Source organism: Halostella salina, from assembly GCF_003675855.1.
In the GTDB taxonomy this organism is placed as follows: Archaea; Halobacteriota; Halobacteria; order Halobacteriales; family Natronoarchaeaceae; genus Halostella; species Halostella salina.
Map to the genome: position 1 here is coordinate 243,379 of NZ_RCIH01000007.1, position 15,241 is coordinate 258,619.

Consider the following 15,241-nt stretch of genomic DNA (forward strand, 5'->3'; position numbering starts at 1 on the left):
GCGGGCTCCGACCAAATTTCCTCCCAGTTCTCCCCCGGATGGGGGGACGATATCGGCGCAAGTCAGTCACCGGGAGGTCGTGCGATCGCGGCTCACGTCGCCCACAGTGTGAAGTGGTAGCATCCCTAAGCGACGTGGGATGCCCGTCGCGTTCGACGACGCGCTCCGCGACCGGTCCGCCGCAGCCGTCGCCGCGTTCGTCGCCGACCTCCGGGCGGCCGGCGGCTGGGAGACGACGAGTGACGGAGCGACAGTCACGGCCACCCAGGCAGGAGAGACGCGTCGACTCCGCGTCCTCGGGACCGGCGATACCGGGCCGGGCGACGAGGACTGGCCCGACGCGGGCTCGTTCGACGCCGTGGTCGTACCCGCCGGTGACGACGCCGCCGAACTGAACGACGCCGTCGACCCGGTGGATGCGAGCGTGACCGTGCTGGATCCCGCCGACCTGTACGGCCGGCTGGCGTACGGCGTCTCCCCGGCTGACCGGGCGGCGCTGCTGGACCGGCACTTCGGCGTCGAAGCGGTGGCTCCGCCGTCGGGGTGGACCCAGTCCCCCGACGACGCGCTCGCGGCCGTCGACGCGTCGCCCGCCACGGCCAGCCGCCGTCGCGGTCCCGCCGAACCTCCCGGTACGGGAGAATCAACGGCCGAAACAACCGCCCTGAACGAGCCGGGGGACCGGACGGCGGACTCGTCGGTCCCCCCGCCCGATCCGGCGTCGGCCCCGCCGACCGACACGGGCCGGGCAACGACGACTGGGACCGGGGGAAACCGGTCGCTGCAGGACGGCGGCACCGGAGGCGACGGGCCGAGCCGTGCCGTCGGGGTCGCCATCGTCACCGCGGTCCTGCTGGGCGCGGCGCTGGGGCTGGCCGTGATCGGTCCGACACCGGGCAGCGGTGGGTCCGCTGACGTGCCGTCGGCCGCGACCATCGACGCGCCGACCGAGGCTCCGGGGAGCGAGGCCGCGACCTCGCTCCGTCGGGGACAGGCGGCGTGGACGACCGAAGGCACCACGGAGACCGACCAGCGGCGCTACGTGCGGATGGAGCCGAACTGCAAACGGCCCCCGGCGCTCGTGGTCCGGATCCAGGTCGGTGCGCTCCGACAGAACGACCCCGAGACGAACGACGGGGTCCGGACCCTCTGGCGGTTCGCCTCCTACGCGAGCAAGCGCTTCAACAAGGGGTACTCCGGCTTCGAGGACCGGATGACGGCCGCCGAGTACCGGCCGCTGTACCGGTACGACCGCGTGACGTTCGGCCCGCTAGAGCGCGACGGGGAGACCGCAAGCCAGCAGGTGACGGTCGCGGGACCGAACGGGACCGCGACGTACGAGTGGGGGCTGGTCCGCAGGGCGGACGACGGCTGCTGGCTGACCGACGGCGTCGCACGGGTCGACAACGGGACCACCGGCAGCGGGGCGACGATCTACGGCGAGGGCGGGGTGAACGCCGACGGCGTCGACGGAACGACGAACGCCACGACCACCGCGAACGCGAGCGCGACAGCGACGGCTGCGGACGCCAGCTCGGCCGCGGACGCAGCGGCCTCCGAACCCCCTGCCACGGCGACGACCCGCGCCGGCGGGACGCCGCGGCGGCGCGGATGATCACAAGGGAATTAAACCAGGATTGCCAACCTTCGGGCATATGGTGAACGAAATCGGGCTCGGACTCGGGTTACTGCTGACGCTGACGGCAGTGATCCTGCATTTCTCGCGCGGGACCGAGTGGACGGCCAACGAGGACATCTCCCAGGAACTCCTCGAACGGCGGGCCGAATCGGTGCCCGAGACTGACTTCCCCGAGCCGATGAACCGGGCGATCGGCGGCGGTGGGGGCGCGGGCGCGATCCCGGCCGGCGAGGCCGGCGGCGAACTCGAGGGCGAGGGCGGCGAGGCCGAGGAGTCGTCCGGTCCCGGCGACATCTCCGAGGACGAGGTCGAGTACTTCGAGGTCGAGTACGTCAAGCAGGGCGAGACGATCGAGGTCGCCAACAACGAGACGCTGCTGGAGGCCGGCGAGGACGAGGACTGGGACCTCCCCTACGCCTGCCGGCAGGGCCAGTGTGTCTCCTGTGCGGGCCGCATCCCAGACGGCGACTCGACTGAGTTCGTCGAGCACGACGACCAGGAGATGCTGGACGAGAACGAACTCGGCGACGGCTACACCCTCACCTGCGTCGCCTACCCGCGCGGCGAGTTCTCGCTGGAGACCAGCGAATCGCCGTAACGCCCGACGAACACCCTTTTCGGCCGTTCGAATCTCTCCTACAGCCGCCGCGCCCGGATCGTAGCGTTGAACTACACCGGTTTCGTTTCGAAATACAGTGAGCGCCGAGGCACACGACGCATCGATCACCGAGGGGAGCCTGGTGCGCCCGATGTTCAAGCTCGCCTGGCCCATCGTGGTGATCCAGCTCCTGCAGGTCGCCTACAACGTCACCGACACGTTCTGGCTCGGCCAGCTCTCGGCCGACGCGGTCGGGGCGATGAGCCTCGCCTTCCCGCTCATCTTTCTGCTCATCTCCGTCGCCGGCGGCTTCACGACCGCCGGAAGCATCCTCGTCGCGCAGTACACCGGTGCCGAGAGCGAGCGCTCGGCCGGGGCCGTCGCGGGCCAGACGCTCTCCTTTGTCACGCTGCTCGCGCTCGGCCTGAGCGCCCTCGGCTACCTGCTGACGCGGGACCTGCTCTCGCTTTTGCCCAGTCAGGCCGAGACGACGGCACGCGTCGTCCCGCTCGCGGCCGACTACATGGAGGTGTTCTTCCTCGGGCTTCCGTTTCTCTTCGGCTTCTTCGTGTTCTCGGCGCTGATGCGGGGCTACGGCGACACGAAGACGCCGATGCGCGTGATGCTGTTCTCCGTCGCGCTGAACGTCGTGCTCGACCCCGTCCTCATCTTCGGCTGGGGCCCGTTCGAGGCGTACGGCATCGTCGGCGCGGCGCTGGCGACGATCATCTCCCGCGGCGCTGCCTCGGCGCTCGGGCTGTACGTCCTCTTTTTCACGACCGCCGGTCCGAACGTCTCGGCGGCCGACCTGCTCCCGGACCTCGACACCGTCTGGGAGATCGTCCGCATCGGCACGCCCAGCGCGCTCGAACAGTCGACCAGCGCGCTGGCGATGATCACCCTGACGGCGATGGTCGTCACGTTCGCGCCGCCGGTCGTCGCCGCCTACGGACTCGGCAACCGCCTCGTCTCGCTCGTGTTCCTCCCCGCGATGGGACTGGGCCGCGCGACGAACACGATGGTCGGGCAGAACCTCGGCGCGGGCAAGGAGTCCCGCGCCGAGTCGGCGGTGTGGCTCGCCGCCAAGACCGCCGCCGGCGTGATGGTGGTCGTCGCGGTCGTCGCCGCCGCGTTCCCCGACCCCATCGTCGGCGTCTTCATCGGCCCGGACACGCCGGGGGCTGACGAGACCGTCCGCCTCGGCAGCGAGTACCTTCGGATCCGCGCCCTTGAGTTCGCCTTCATCGGGATCACGCAGGTCCTGCTGGGCGCGTACCGCGGCGCGGGCAACACCAAGACCGCGCTGGCGTTCTCGCTGGTGGCGCTGTGGATCGGCCGCGTCCCCACCGTGTACTACCTCGCCTTTGTCGCGAACTGGGGCGCGACCGGCGTCTGGGTCGGGATGGCGCTCGGCAACGTCGTCGGCGCGATCGCTGCCGGCCTCTGGTTCACCCGCGGTACCTGGAAGAAGCGGGTGATCGAGGACGAGAGCGACCCGACGCCGACGCCGGGAGCCGCCCCGGAGGAGTAAGTTCACAACCGTTATACCGCGGTCGGTGCTACGAAGGAGTGAGGGCGCGTAGCTCAGCGGACAGAGCACTTGGTTCCGGACCAAGATGCCGCGGGTTCAAATCCCGTCGCGCCCGTCCGCAGACGGCACGTTTCGCAACTAAATCAGTTTCCTCGGTAGCGACGCCGATACCGCTGGTTTCCGGCGGTTCGGCGTTTTGTCGACGGGGGCTAAAATCTGATACCAACACGGTTCGGACCGCGGCCCGCCGTCGTCGGGCGATAACCTGCGCAAACGCGGGGTGGTCGGCGTGAACGCCGTCGCGTTCGGCGGTCGATCGACGTGCGCCCACTGCGACGCCCACGTATCGGACGGGTTCCGGCGCGTGTACGGCGACAGCGACGACCGCGCCCACCGCTGTCCCAGCTGTGACTCCTGGCGGCGACTCACCGAAGGGAGCGCCGCCGGCCTCGACGTCGAGACGCCCGACCCCGAGCAGGCACCCGGGCGTCACGGGGGTGAGGTTGCATGAACGGACAGGCGCGCCTCACCGAGTTCGGCACCAGAACCGACGTGGACCTGTCCCGGCTCACCGAAGCCCAGCGCCGTGCGTACGTTGCCGTCCGGCTGAACGGCGTCGGCGTCCGCGAACACGCTCGAAAGACAGAGCGCGAGCCCGGTACGGTCGGCAACCTGCTTCGCCGCGCCGAGAAGCGGCTCGACGGGGAGGGGTCGGCATGACGCGGAAGGACTTCCCGGACTGGATGTTTCGGTTCGCGGAAACGCGGACGGCGAAGCGCGTCGCCGTCGAGGCCGCTCGGGAGAACATTGGCCGTCGCCTGAATGACGAGGAAGCGGACTTCGGGACCGCGTGGGAAGCGGCTCGGGCGGCGGCAATCTCCGAGATAGCGGAGCAACGCGACCGCCGGGAGGAAAGCCGATGACTTCCGAGAAGTCAACGGACGGTACTGGTTGCCCTGATAACTGCGATCACAGATTAGAACTTTGCATCGGGGCGCGTGTTGAGTTCGTCCCCCCGAAACGAGATGACCAGAGAGAGGGCGTCATAGCCGGATATTTCCATCATCTGACCACGACTCTATACGTCATAGATGACGGAGAGTCAGGGTCTTGTTGGAGAGTCGGCCCTCAAGCAGTCTGTGAAGTAGACACGGATGCCGATCAGGAGGGATCGCGGTGAATCGCGTCGTCGACGCCGACTGTGACCGGTGCGGCGACGAGGGCGATACCCGTCGGTACGGTCCGCGCCGGTTCTGCCCGGACTGTGCCGATGAGGAGCGAACCGCTCGGAAAGGTCCGCTATGAGCCACGTCGCCACCGCACCCCACGAGTGCGAGGGGAATCTGGTGTACGTCCGCAACGGCCTGTCGCCGTATTGGGCCGTGGGCGCGCTGCTGCTGAACGGCTTCGACGGGTTCAGCGGGGAGATCACCGTCGAGGTCGACGGCGAGGAGTGGACGGTGAACCTCAAGTACCAGCAGGGTGGCATCGCGCCGCGGCCGACCGACGACGTGGGCGGCGATCGCCTCTACGAGTACCGCATCGGCGCGTACGGCGAGGGCGAGCGGAAGGCGAACTTCCTGATTCAGCCCCGCTTCGAGAACATGCGCCACTACGAGAGTGGCAAGCAGATCAGCTCCCCCTTCGACAACCACGACCTCGACGAGGGTGTGAACGTCAGTTTCGGCGGGAGCAATCTGGAACCGGAGGAGTACCGGGACCTGCTACCGGAGTTCGTCCAGGTGCTCGCGGAGCAGGGTGGGAAGTACGTGAACCCGGACTACTTCGACGGCCAGCCCCACGAGTTCAGCAACATAACGACCTACGAGCGGTACGTCCGCGTCACCCGGAACATGGGCAAGAAGCTGGTGGGCCGGACCGGGTTGATGCACCGCCTGTTGAACCTGTGTGCGACCGAGCGCGGGAGCAAGTTCGAGTACAAGGTGGACAACGAGGAGATCGTCGGAAAGAACCACCGGGCGATCATCCCGAAGGCCGACGCGAAGCGGCTCGTCGGCGAGCACCGGTACGGGAAGCAGTTGAAGCACTACCACCCGCGACACGTCCGTGAGGACGACGAGAAGGAGGACGACCCGCTGTATCACCCCAAGGTCGGGGTACTGGTGAAGAAGTCGCTGAACGGCCACGCGTTCGCCTGGAGCGACCGCGACCAGCTCCGGCGGGAGATCGACGAGACGCTCATCAACGCGCTTTCGTGGTCGGGCATCCCGACGAAACCCGACCCGACGACGTTCGTCGCCGACGACCATTTTTCGGTGCGGGCGAGTGAGCGCCCCCTCACGCTCTACGATGACCCCACGCCGGAGATGGAAGCCGAGCAGGAGTCGCTGCTGGTGACGACACTTTCGGACATGACCCCCTCGGACAAGGAGGTCCTGGAGTCGCTCGCTCAGGACGGCGGCGAGAAGCACCCGGAGGAACTGGCCGCGGAGACGGACCGCGGTATCAGTACGATCTACCGGGCGCTGAAGCGCCTCGGGGCGATCGTACGGAACGACAACGCCAGCGTCGGGTTCGTCTCGAAGAAGGTCGAGCAGGAGGTCGCCGCGCTCGTCGAGGACGAGATGTTCAGCCTCACGAACGCGGCCGATCGGGCGGCGAAGCTACTGAACGTCGACACCCGGCAGGCGGCATCGAGCGCGTGGCAGAAGTGGCTGAACAAGTACGCCGCGGAGGTGGTCGACGCGACCGGCGGCGACGGGAAGAAGCTCCGGATCGACACGATCCTCTCGGAGCTGAAGGCGACGAGCAAGCCCCGCGTCGCGGATGTGCTCGACGAGGCGCTGACGGCTTGGACTAAGGACGGGCGCGACCCGCGGACGCTCCGGGAGATGACCGTCGAGTGGCGCGAGTCGGCGTCTGGTATGCAGACGGGGATCGTCGGTGCGAACCTCGCGTGACGACGGCGTAGTGGCAACACTGTCGGACGGCCCCTTTTCTACAAGTTCAGTTGGTACTCACGGCCGGTGAGTGGCAACGCTGGTTGTACTTCTCGGGGTGACGAAGGAGATCGTCGCCGTCGCCGTGGGCGTAGTGGGCCGGGGTTCCTCCCGCCGCGCGGGAGATCCCCCTTACGGAGTGTGCCTAAGGGCACGAGCGAAAAAAATTACCCAGCAGCCGCGAACTCCAGTTGTTCCACACGAAACAATCGAAACGGGGGTTGGCCGTGTGTAGTTCCGAACCCCTGCACCGGAGATGCCCACGGTAGACAGAGGTGAACGACAGCCTCGGTGATAGGTAAGGGGTGGGGATTCAGGCTGTCGTTCATACAGGTGTGATCATTCTCATCACTTGTAAACTGGGCTAAGGGAAAACACGGTGGGCTTCCCGGAAATGCTCACTCCGAAGGGGGTGTATTGACGGGATAGAAGACGAATCGCTCGTCATCCCAGTCGACTTCCGCCGCGATCACGTCCGACTGAAAGAGATTGAATAGAAGGAACGGATCCCCGAGAGCAAGCTCTGGTTTGCTATCGTCGTCATCCATGATTATATACTGTAGAACTCATCTGTTTATAGAGGTTCTGAGGGCTGTGCTCCCGAATATCATGTGAACCGGACACGGGTTAGAACACGTCCGCGATCGCCACCTTCGCCTGCTTCGTATCCCGATGGTCGCCCCCGCCATGCCACCGGAGCATCGGGAGTTTTGACGAGTGAACCGCTTTCGACTTGAGTACCCGAATGCCTCGCCCCCACGGCTTGTACGCGGCAAACGCGTACATCCCGTCGTGGTCCCGGAGGCGGCCGTGATACTGCTTGTACAGCTTGAACGTGCCGGGCTGGCCGTCCGAGTGTTCGATCATTGCGGCCTTCAACTCCCACGGGCGGCCGTCGGCGTCGCGGGCGTCGTGCCAGCTGCATCGGTCGAGGTCGAGGCGGTACTCCTCGGCCAGGTGGCGCTCGGCCAGCGTGCCGTAGCGGTTCGCCCGGTGGGACCGATTCTTGCTCACGCCGATCGCGCCTCCCGCGCTCGTCGCGCGCTGATATATATACTCCTCCGTCGCCGGAGCGACCGCGCGCCCATCGGGGTCGCGTGGCTCCCGCCAGGGTGCCACGCGGCGCATGGGCTAAAGGGGAGTCGCTTGCGCTTTGCATGCTGCCATCCCGACGCTCTCATGCAATCACCTGCTCGACTGTGGAAACCCAGTCGCGCTTTTCCCCGCCGTCGTCGTAGTCGTTCAGCCAGTTTCGGACGGTTGTGTGGCTGTACGGAACATATTCGGCGATTGCACGGGGCGACATGCCCTGGTCCCGACATGCCTTCATCGTCCACATGGACACGCGTTTCACGTCCTCCTCGGCGACTGCCTCGCCATCCTTCTCGTCGCCTTTCGGTGCGTTCCATGACCAGTCGGACGCTTCCTCGGTTGCCATGTTCCAGTCTGTCGGTGGGATGCCTTCCAGCGGCCGTGGGTCCACGTCGACGAGCTTCCCGCCCGAGATGCGGTCGGCGACGACCGCCTTCTTCTTCGACTGTTTCTTGATAATCGTGCCGACCCGCCACAGCAGCGGGTGGATGCTCGACTCGTCGTGACCGATGTAGATGAGCGCGCCGCCGTACTTGCGGATCTTGAACACCAGCGGCCCCATCAACTTCCGGACCTTGTGACCTTGCTTGCCGGAGCCACTCGCGGCGCTGCTGAACTCGTCGCCGATGAATAACTTCGGCTGCTGGGGATTCTCGACGGGGTCGCCGTCCTGTTCGACCCATTCGGTCAGCAGCGGATAGTTCGGTATCCAGCCGTCGTCGACACTTCCGTCCTCCCGAACCCAGTCGTCGTTTCGGTCAAGGGTTCGGATGTTCGAACCGACCAGGAGATTTCCGTCAACCCACCGCTGTCGGAGCTGCCCGAGAAGCCCCGCGAAGTCGGACTTCCCCGCGCCCATCTCGCCCAACACCACGATGACCGGCGCGGCACCGGCGACGATCTCCTGTAGCCGGGTAACGGTCTTGATGCCGGCCATGTCGGCCTGCTGGGACGGGTCGCCGATGAAGTGCTTCAGCGTCACGGTGTCGCCGTTCTCCATCGCCTGCCGGGCAGTTTCGCTTCCCTCGGCGCGGAGGATGTCGCGATTCTTCCCCACCTGGAGGTAGTCGGCGGACGCTTTGCCGTCCCACCGGTCGGGATCGTGGTGGATCGCACGCATCGCCAGCTGACGATCGACCTTCTCGTCCCGGACGAACGCCGAGTGCGGAAGCACCTCGTCGGGGTCGCGTTCGCGGTTGCCGTCCTGATACTCCCGGAAGCCGCCGACCGTGTAGTTGTCTTGCTCGTCGCTCATCGCTCGGTTCCTCCGTTGGTCGCCGCCTGGTTCGTGGCAGGTTCGTCCTCAGTCACCGGCGTTCTCCGACCGTGGGCGTCCGTGTACTCCTCGACGTACTCGGTGACGTCCTTGATCTCGTCTACGTCGCGCTCCTCGGCGTCCTGCTTGGCGTCCTCGAAGTGCTCTTTGACGGTCGTTTTCGGGTTCATCAGCCCGCGTTCGTCGGCTTCCGCTTCTTCGTTGACCACGTCCCGCTGTATCTCCAGTCCCATCTTGGAGATTCGGCCGCGGAGCCGGTTGTACTCAAGGAACGCATCCACGAGGTCCCCGTGAATGTCCTCCAGCATGGCCTTCACCGTCACCATCTTCGAGTCCGCGAGTTGGCTGAAGTACGTCCCGCGAACGACGAGCTGATCGGCGTCGTCGTGGTGGGTGAACTCGCGGACTTCGTAGGCGTCACCGTCGTTGCAGACGTACGGCGACGGCCCTTCGACGGTCTTCTCGTCCCACAGTTCGGGCGCGACGTACAGCTTCCGGCGCGTGTCGTCGACGCCGTTGATGTGGAACACTTCGACCATATTCCGGCGTCGGAGCCACCGCGCGCCGCTGACGAATAGGCCGAATAACGGCGGCCCGAGCAACAGCAGCGCTGCGAACATGCCGCCCGCGACCGGTGGAATACCCGGTACGCTGGGCTTGTACCAGAGGAGGATGATCCCGACCGACACCAGAAGGCCAGCGACGAGCAGCTGGGCTTCCGCGACGATGAAGGTGAGACGGTCCCGCCAGTTCTGGAACGTCCCGCTGGTGTCGCTCATGCTTCGACCACCCCGCTGGCTTCGGTCCGGACGGTGTACCACGCGGCCAGCGCGGCTACGATGACAGTCATCCCGACACCCCAGAAGAGGCCGGATTCGCCGCCGAAGGTCTCGAACGGGTTCGCACCGTCCTCCGGCGGGTCCATCGCGTGCCGGAGAACATAGCTCCCGCCCGCCGTCTCGACTTCGACGGCCATGCCCCCTCGGACCCGCTCGACCGGCATCGTCAGGTTATGCGTGCCGCGCGACAGGGACCACGATTGCGACGGCGGCCGTGACGCGCCGCTGCTGTTCAGTCCGACCACGCTGTCCGAGATTGTCACCGTTCGGGAGATCTCCAGTTCGACCGTGACGTGCACGGTCTCGTCTTCGAATTCCCAGTGCGTGATGCGGGCGGCGTCGGACAGCGCCAGCGTTCCGTTCGCCGTCGACGGCGGTGCGGCGGTCGTCTGATTGGCGCTCTGGTTTTCCTGTGCGGCTACCGGCTCGACCGCGGCCCATCCGCCCATGCCCATCGCCAGAGCCACCGCTGTCACCAGCAGCAGCGCGGAAAAGAAGCGGCGCATGGGTTAGCCTCGCAGGACGACTACGACGACAGCGCCCCCGGCGAGCACCATGATCACGACGCCCCCGAAGATGCTGCCGGGGTCGAGGCCGTCAACATCTGGGAGGCTGATACCGCCACCCCCTCCGGTCGACGGGCCCGATTCTTCTTCGCTCAGGGCGTCCTCCCACGCTCCCGTCGACTTGTTGATGTAGGTGATGTACTCCGTCGAGTTGTACGAGTCGTACCGCGGCTCGTCGTAATCGGTGTTCTCGACCTGCTCGCCGTCCTCGTTATACATCGACTCGATCGTGAACTCGCCTTTCACGAACCGGTCTTGGGTCCCGGCGGTCTCGTTCGCCATGACCACGGTGCCGTCGAGGTCGGTCGTGTTGTACGTGGTCCCTGTCTCGAAGCCACCGGTCGGAAGCTCCTGAGCGAATAGGAGGCCCTGATACGTCCGGTCCTCGACCCGGTCGCTGAACTCCCATTCGCCGGTCGTCGCGTTCCGGGTTCGGTCGGTGTACCCCGTGTACTCCACGACCATCGTGGAAGTCTGCGAAGCGTTGGGCTGAGCGATTCCGAGCATCGTCAGCGCCGCGGTCTCATATCTGTCGTCGGTAACGTTGGCGTCATCGTCGCCGATCAGGTGCCGCGCCTGCCCATCGATCCCTCGCAGGTCGGAGACGGAGATCTCCCCGTTGTCGAGCGCGGTGTAGATGTCCTCACTGAATCCGTTGACGTAGTTCCCTGAGACAGTCGCGGATTGCGAATCTATCTCATTGCTCCGGTTAAGCCAATCGCGGAAATCGTAGACAGTGGCCGACTCAAGGCCACTACTACTGATACTTTGGACATTCATCGTCGGCAGAATCTCGATGTATCCGTTCGGTGTGTCAACCGCAATATCCTCCGGCGTGAGCGCGTCGCTACTTGGTTGGACATAATTCACATTCTCGGAAATGAAGTTATGAGTCCCGCCGCTGTCAGAAGTGTCAAACCGGATATGACCGTCGGGAGTGACGTTGTAATCTGCCAGTGGATCGAGAGTGATTCTAGCCGTTCCAGTATGCTCAACCCCAGACTGTTCCGCCGAGAACTGAACTGCGTAGACAGGAGCGAGATAATTTATTTCAGTTCCGTTCGGTAGCTGCGCCGTCTTTGTCTTCGTGTCTACCAACGTCGACGCATTGACAGACTGGGCGATGACATCATTATATTCTACTGGCGTTACTCCAGAAACAAATGAATCATCTATCTCAGATGAGTTTTTGGCAATCTCGGTTGCAGACTCTAATTGAGCTACCTGTTTGTTATTGTAATTTAGCATGTTTTTCATATGGACCGAGTAGTAATCATAGATAGCTGACCGAGCCATCTGGTCGGCCGTCGTCGTCGTGTTACCCTGCTCGTACGCGGTCCCGATAGCGTTCCGCGCATCGATAGACGCAATCGTCCCGGTGTCCTGTAAGTAGTTTGAGAATAAAGAGTGATACGCTGTCGCGCTCTCGTACTCTCCGACACCGATACTGTGCAGGCTGATTTTCGTGTCTTCAGCCGTCGAATCCGTCGAATAGGACTTCAAGACCGCGCCGGACGCGCATGCCGCCGGGTTGGTCATGCAACCGACCGACGCCGTGCCGACTATCGCGTAGTCGACCGCTGTGGTATTGTCCTGCGTGGTCGCCGTCGCCGCGCTTCTAGTGTCCGGGGTCGGCGCGGGCGCAGTCGCCGCGGCCGCCGCCGGTCCCGCCAGCGACGAGACGAGCAGCAACCCGACGAGTGCGAGGGAGACGATCCGGCGCGTCATCGGCTGACCCCCTTCCGGTCCCGCAACGTGGGCGTTTGGGCGTGGGCCGCAACGCAGTCCAGCGCCGCGCGCGCCGTGTCGTGCGTGGCTTCACACTCGGGACAGTAGTGGTCCCCGTCGATTCTACTGGGTTCCGAAAAACGGTTTGTCATGGTGTTTTCCTCCGAATCTCGGATTTACTTGTAGGCGATCAGGTAGAACGCGCCACCGTTGAGGAACACCGAAAACCACCCGATGTACCACATTTCGGCCACCGCGATGCTGACGGCCGGGACCAGCGCGGTCAGCACGTTCAGCAGGACCGCGAGGAGCATCACAATGGTCTCGATGTCCGTGTAGTCCTCGGGTGTGTTCTCGTTGGTGAGCCACCCGACGACGAGCACCGACATGGAGATGATGAACGCGTAGGTGATCTCCGTGCCGTGGGCAGCGTACAGCGCGTCCGACAGCGCCAGGCTCAGCGGCGCGGTGAACGTGAGCGTCCCCACCGCGCCGATGCTGAACGACGCCAGGACGAACAGCGGCGCGAGGATACTGTCTGTGAGGTCGATACCGTCCTCCCGGCGGAGGCCGGAAGGCACGTACTGCTGCGGTATATTCAGTGCCATGCTGCGGGAACGGCGGCCACCCGCCCTGCTGTTAAACTCCGGATTTTGGTGTTGGCATGATCACGAGGTGTCCATCGGCGGAACAATTAAGAGGTATAGGGTGGCCCGCCTCCGTGCCGATGTTCCGAAAACTGTGCAATCGGGAGGGAACGCCCACCGTATCGCTCGACAAGGACGATCTCCGGCTTGACGGCATCGTGGGGACCGACGGGACGGTTCCGGACGAGCAGGAGATGCACGTCCAGCGCGTCGCGCCGGGCGCGTACCTAGTGCGTGCCGTCGAGGAGGGAACCGTTCCGGAGATCGCGGTTCGCGTCGACGACGAGGAGGAGCTGGCGCTATGACTGAAGCCGCCGAAGCCGGTCTTCGAGACCGACCCCACGGGGTCCGACACAGATGTATTACCGATCCGCGATCTATGCACCTTCTCGACCGTGGGCGTGGGCCGCGGTGCATAGATTGCACCGACACGACCGTCCGGACCGTCCCGATCACGCCACACCCCCGAACCCGCTTTATATGGAACGAACCAGTGAGTCACGCCAGTCCGACGCGAACGAACCCCCCGTGCATACTTTCAGGTGAGCCGTGACCCGCCGAACGAGCCTGAAGATCACCGACGAGCGCGAGCGGCTCCTCGAGGAGGCGAGCGAGATCGTGGCGAGTGGCCCCGACGACGACCCGCCGATGAGCGACGTGCTCGACGCGGCGCTGACGCACCTGGTGCAGAGCGAGGAGAACATCCAGGCCGCGCGTGGGGAGGTTAGCCCGGAGGTGATTCAGCGGTTCGACACCGACGTAGTGGGGTTACGGTATCGGACGCGGGTCGAGAGTCCGTGGCGGTGACAGTAGAAGATTTTCGCACGGCAATGAACTCTTGTATTCAAACTGTCTTCGACCATTTCGGGCCCGCGGAGCTGCCGGCGTTGGGCGTCACGAGGGTGAGAGGATCGTGCTCGCTGAGGCCGAGCTCGCGACGGTGTCCGGCGGCAGCTGGTGTGGCTGTCGCTGGTGCTGGTGGACTGCTGGTGTAGTGCGAGCCGCGAAAAAATAAGCGAACGACCGGATCGATTTAGCTGAAGTCGTACTCGACCGTCTGAATGACGTTGCTATTACCGCCATCCTGCTCAGCTACGACGGAGATTTGACCCGATTCACCGTCGTCCTCGATGTCGAGCGTTGCGCCAACGGATGTTGCCGAGGTGGTCCCTTCCGTCGCAGTGCTCGGGATGCTAGTCAACTTGACAGTATCAGCGTTCCCCATATCGTTGATTGTGATCGTGATGTCTCCTGTCGAAGTGTCCTTGTCCACGCTCACACCAGCATTCACGTTCCCTTCCTGACCTTGGCCGAGGTCAAGGACGAACGCACCGATGACGGCTGCCAGGATCACAGTGATGGCGACCATGAGGATGACGCCAATCACTGGGCTCACAGCTTGATCGTCACGGTTGATGGTTTCTAATTTCATTCAAGCCTCCACTTCTTGGATGACGTTTTCGTTGTTGGTGTCGCTGGCGTCCGAGCCCTGGTATGCGACAACCTGCACTGTATCACCATCAGTGATGTCACTGCTGTCCGAGAGCGTGTAGCTTGCACCGACAGACTTCAAGGCGACTACCGTGCTATTGCTGCCGCTACCAGTTGCCGTAGTTCCATCAACAACGAATTTTACCCCATCGGCATTACCGATATCTGTGAGAGTGACACTCCCGTCATCGTTGGATACTGCTGCGTTGACATTGCCCTCTTGACCTTGACCAAGGTCGAGAACGAACGCCCCGATAACGGCAGCGAGGATCACCGTGATGGCAACCATCAGGATGACCCCAATAACCGGGCTGACACCCCGTTCATCGTCACTAAATATGTCTCCCATCATCCTTCGTACTCGTACGTATTGATAACGTTGGAATTCCCGCTGTCTTGTTCGGCGACAACAGTAACGGTGTCCCCACCGCTGTTCACATCAATCGTTTTACTTGCTCCAACACTATCTAGGGTTTTTTCCGAACCTCCGTTACTATTCACCGTTATCGTATCGGCGTTCCCCATATCATTTACTGTCACTGTTACCTCGTCATTACCAGTGTCTGCATCGAAGGATACACCTGCGTTCACGTTCCCCTCTTGGCCCTGGCCCAAGTCGAGTACGAATGCACCGATGACAGCTGCCAGGATCACCGTAATGGCAACCATCAGTATAACGCCGATCACCGGGCTGACGGCCCGTTCGTCGTCTGTGTTGAATAATGTCTTGATGTTCATAGTTTGATTGGCTCTGGTGAATCGCTGGACAGCGTCGGTTTCGACCGTCAGAACTAGTGGAATGAAGCGGGAAACCACCGATGGTTCATGTCGAAGATTTCCCGCTTCACAAGCAAAGCGGTTCAGTTAGCTAAAA

At 64.0% G+C, this 15,241-nt stretch carries 19 protein-coding genes and 1 tRNA gene; 10 read left to right on the forward strand and 10 right to left on the reverse strand.

What is annotated here, in order from left to right:
- Positions 1-139: 139 nt before the first annotated feature.
- From D8896_RS15015 to D8896_RS15050, 8 genes are all read left to right on the forward strand, one after another.
- On the forward strand, positions 140-1,615 hold the full coding sequence (locus tag D8896_RS15015) for a DUF4864 domain-containing protein (protein ID WP_121822928.1): 1,476 nt from the start codon (positions 140-142) through the stop codon (positions 1,613-1,615).
- A gap of 40 nt (positions 1,616-1,655) precedes the next feature.
- Entirely contained in the window at positions 1,656-2,237 is a 582-nt protein-coding gene (locus D8896_RS15020; protein WP_121822929.1) for a 2Fe-2S iron-sulfur cluster-binding protein, read from the forward strand.
- Positions 2,238-2,388: 151 nt separating this feature from the next.
- Positions 2,389-3,768: an MATE family efflux transporter gene (locus D8896_RS15025; RefSeq protein WP_121822952.1), complete on the forward strand. Its 1,380-nt coding sequence runs from the start codon at positions 2,389-2,391 to the stop codon at positions 3,766-3,768.
- A 42-nt stretch (positions 3,769-3,810) separates the two neighbouring features.
- Positions 3,811-3,883, forward strand: a tRNA-Arg gene (locus tag D8896_RS15030).
- Positions 3,884-4,048: 165 nt separating this feature from the next.
- Positions 4,049-4,279: a DUF7563 family protein gene (locus tag D8896_RS15035; RefSeq protein WP_121822930.1), complete on the forward strand. Its 231-nt coding sequence runs from the start codon at positions 4,049-4,051 to the stop codon at positions 4,277-4,279.
- Entirely contained in the window at positions 4,276-4,488 is a 213-nt protein-coding gene (locus D8896_RS15040) for a sigma factor-like helix-turn-helix DNA-binding protein (RefSeq protein ID WP_121822931.1), read from the forward strand. Before D8896_RS15035 ends, D8896_RS15040 begins: the two co-directional genes overlap by 4 nt.
- Complete coding sequence (locus tag D8896_RS15045) at positions 4,485-4,691, forward strand: hypothetical protein (RefSeq protein WP_121822932.1); 207 nt, start codon at positions 4,485-4,487, stop codon at positions 4,689-4,691. Before D8896_RS15040 ends, D8896_RS15045 begins: the two co-directional genes overlap by 4 nt.
- A gap of 378 nt (positions 4,692-5,069) precedes the next feature.
- Positions 5,070-6,689: a DUF7845 domain-containing protein gene (locus D8896_RS15050; RefSeq protein WP_121822933.1), complete on the forward strand. Its 1,620-nt coding sequence runs from the start codon at positions 5,070-5,072 to the stop codon at positions 6,687-6,689.
- A 437-nt stretch (positions 6,690-7,126) separates the two neighbouring features.
- Here the strand turns inward: D8896_RS15050 and D8896_RS19525 are convergent, their stop codons facing one another.
- The 7 genes from D8896_RS19525 to D8896_RS15080 form a co-directional block, all read right to left on the reverse strand.
- Positions 7,127-7,276, reverse strand: coding sequence for a hypothetical protein (locus tag D8896_RS19525; protein ID WP_162991590.1), 150 nt, complete (start codon positions 7,274-7,276; stop codon positions 7,127-7,129).
- Between the two features lie 79 nt (positions 7,277-7,355).
- Positions 7,356-7,742 carry a hypothetical protein gene (locus D8896_RS15055; protein WP_121822953.1) on the reverse strand — a complete coding sequence of 129 codons (387 nt, stop codon included), beginning with the start codon at positions 7,740-7,742 and terminating at the stop codon, positions 7,356-7,358.
- 163 nt (positions 7,743-7,905) lie between these two features.
- Positions 7,906-9,075, reverse strand: coding sequence for a helix-turn-helix domain-containing protein (locus D8896_RS15060; protein WP_121822934.1), 1,170 nt, complete (start codon positions 9,073-9,075; stop codon positions 7,906-7,908).
- Positions 9,072-9,875: a hypothetical protein gene (locus tag D8896_RS15065; protein WP_121822935.1), complete on the reverse strand. Its 804-nt coding sequence runs from the start codon at positions 9,873-9,875 to the stop codon at positions 9,072-9,074. Before D8896_RS15065 ends, D8896_RS15060 begins: the two co-directional genes overlap by 4 nt.
- The gene (locus D8896_RS15070) at positions 9,872-10,441 is read right to left on the reverse strand and encodes a hypothetical protein (RefSeq protein ID WP_162991591.1); all 570 of its coding nucleotides are present in this window, start codon (positions 10,439-10,441) and stop codon (positions 9,872-9,874) included. The genes D8896_RS15065 and D8896_RS15070 overlap by 4 nt, the downstream gene beginning before the upstream one ends.
- A gap of 3 nt (positions 10,442-10,444) precedes the next feature.
- A complete protein-coding gene (locus tag D8896_RS15075) occupies positions 10,445-12,229 on the reverse strand; it encodes a hypothetical protein (protein ID WP_121822937.1) in 1,785 nt (594 codons plus the stop codon).
- A 176-nt stretch (positions 12,230-12,405) separates the two neighbouring features.
- A complete protein-coding gene (locus tag D8896_RS15080) occupies positions 12,406-12,837 on the reverse strand; it encodes a hypothetical protein (RefSeq protein ID WP_121822938.1) in 432 nt (143 codons plus the stop codon).
- A gap of 119 nt (positions 12,838-12,956) precedes the next feature.
- On the opposite strand from D8896_RS15080, the gene D8896_RS15085 reads away from it, so the two are divergent.
- The gene (locus D8896_RS15085; RefSeq protein WP_121822939.1) at positions 12,957-13,181 is read left to right on the forward strand and encodes a hypothetical protein; all 225 of its coding nucleotides are present in this window, start codon (positions 12,957-12,959) and stop codon (positions 13,179-13,181) included.
- A 244-nt stretch (positions 13,182-13,425) separates the two neighbouring features.
- Positions 13,426-13,683, forward strand: a complete 258-nt coding sequence (locus D8896_RS15090; RefSeq protein WP_121822940.1) for a DUF7386 family protein — start codon at positions 13,426-13,428, stop codon at positions 13,681-13,683.
- A 226-nt stretch (positions 13,684-13,909) separates the two neighbouring features.
- Here the strand turns inward: D8896_RS15090 and D8896_RS20080 are convergent, their stop codons facing one another.
- From D8896_RS20080 to D8896_RS15105, 3 genes are read right to left on the reverse strand one after another with little or no spacing between them, the layout of a single operon-like run.
- The gene (locus tag D8896_RS20080) at positions 13,910-14,263 is read right to left on the reverse strand and encodes a type IV pilin (protein ID WP_375137064.1); all 354 of its coding nucleotides are present in this window, start codon (positions 14,261-14,263) and stop codon (positions 13,910-13,912) included.
- 45 nt (positions 14,264-14,308) lie between these two features.
- Positions 14,309-14,719, reverse strand: coding sequence for an archaellin/type IV pilin N-terminal domain-containing protein (locus tag D8896_RS19880; RefSeq protein ID WP_121822942.1), 411 nt, complete (start codon positions 14,717-14,719; stop codon positions 14,309-14,311).
- The gene (locus D8896_RS15105; protein ID WP_121822943.1) at positions 14,716-15,105 is read right to left on the reverse strand and encodes a type IV pilin; all 390 of its coding nucleotides are present in this window, start codon (positions 15,103-15,105) and stop codon (positions 14,716-14,718) included. Before D8896_RS15105 ends, D8896_RS19880 begins: the two co-directional genes overlap by 4 nt.
- Between the last annotated feature and the right edge of the window lie 136 nt (positions 15,106-15,241).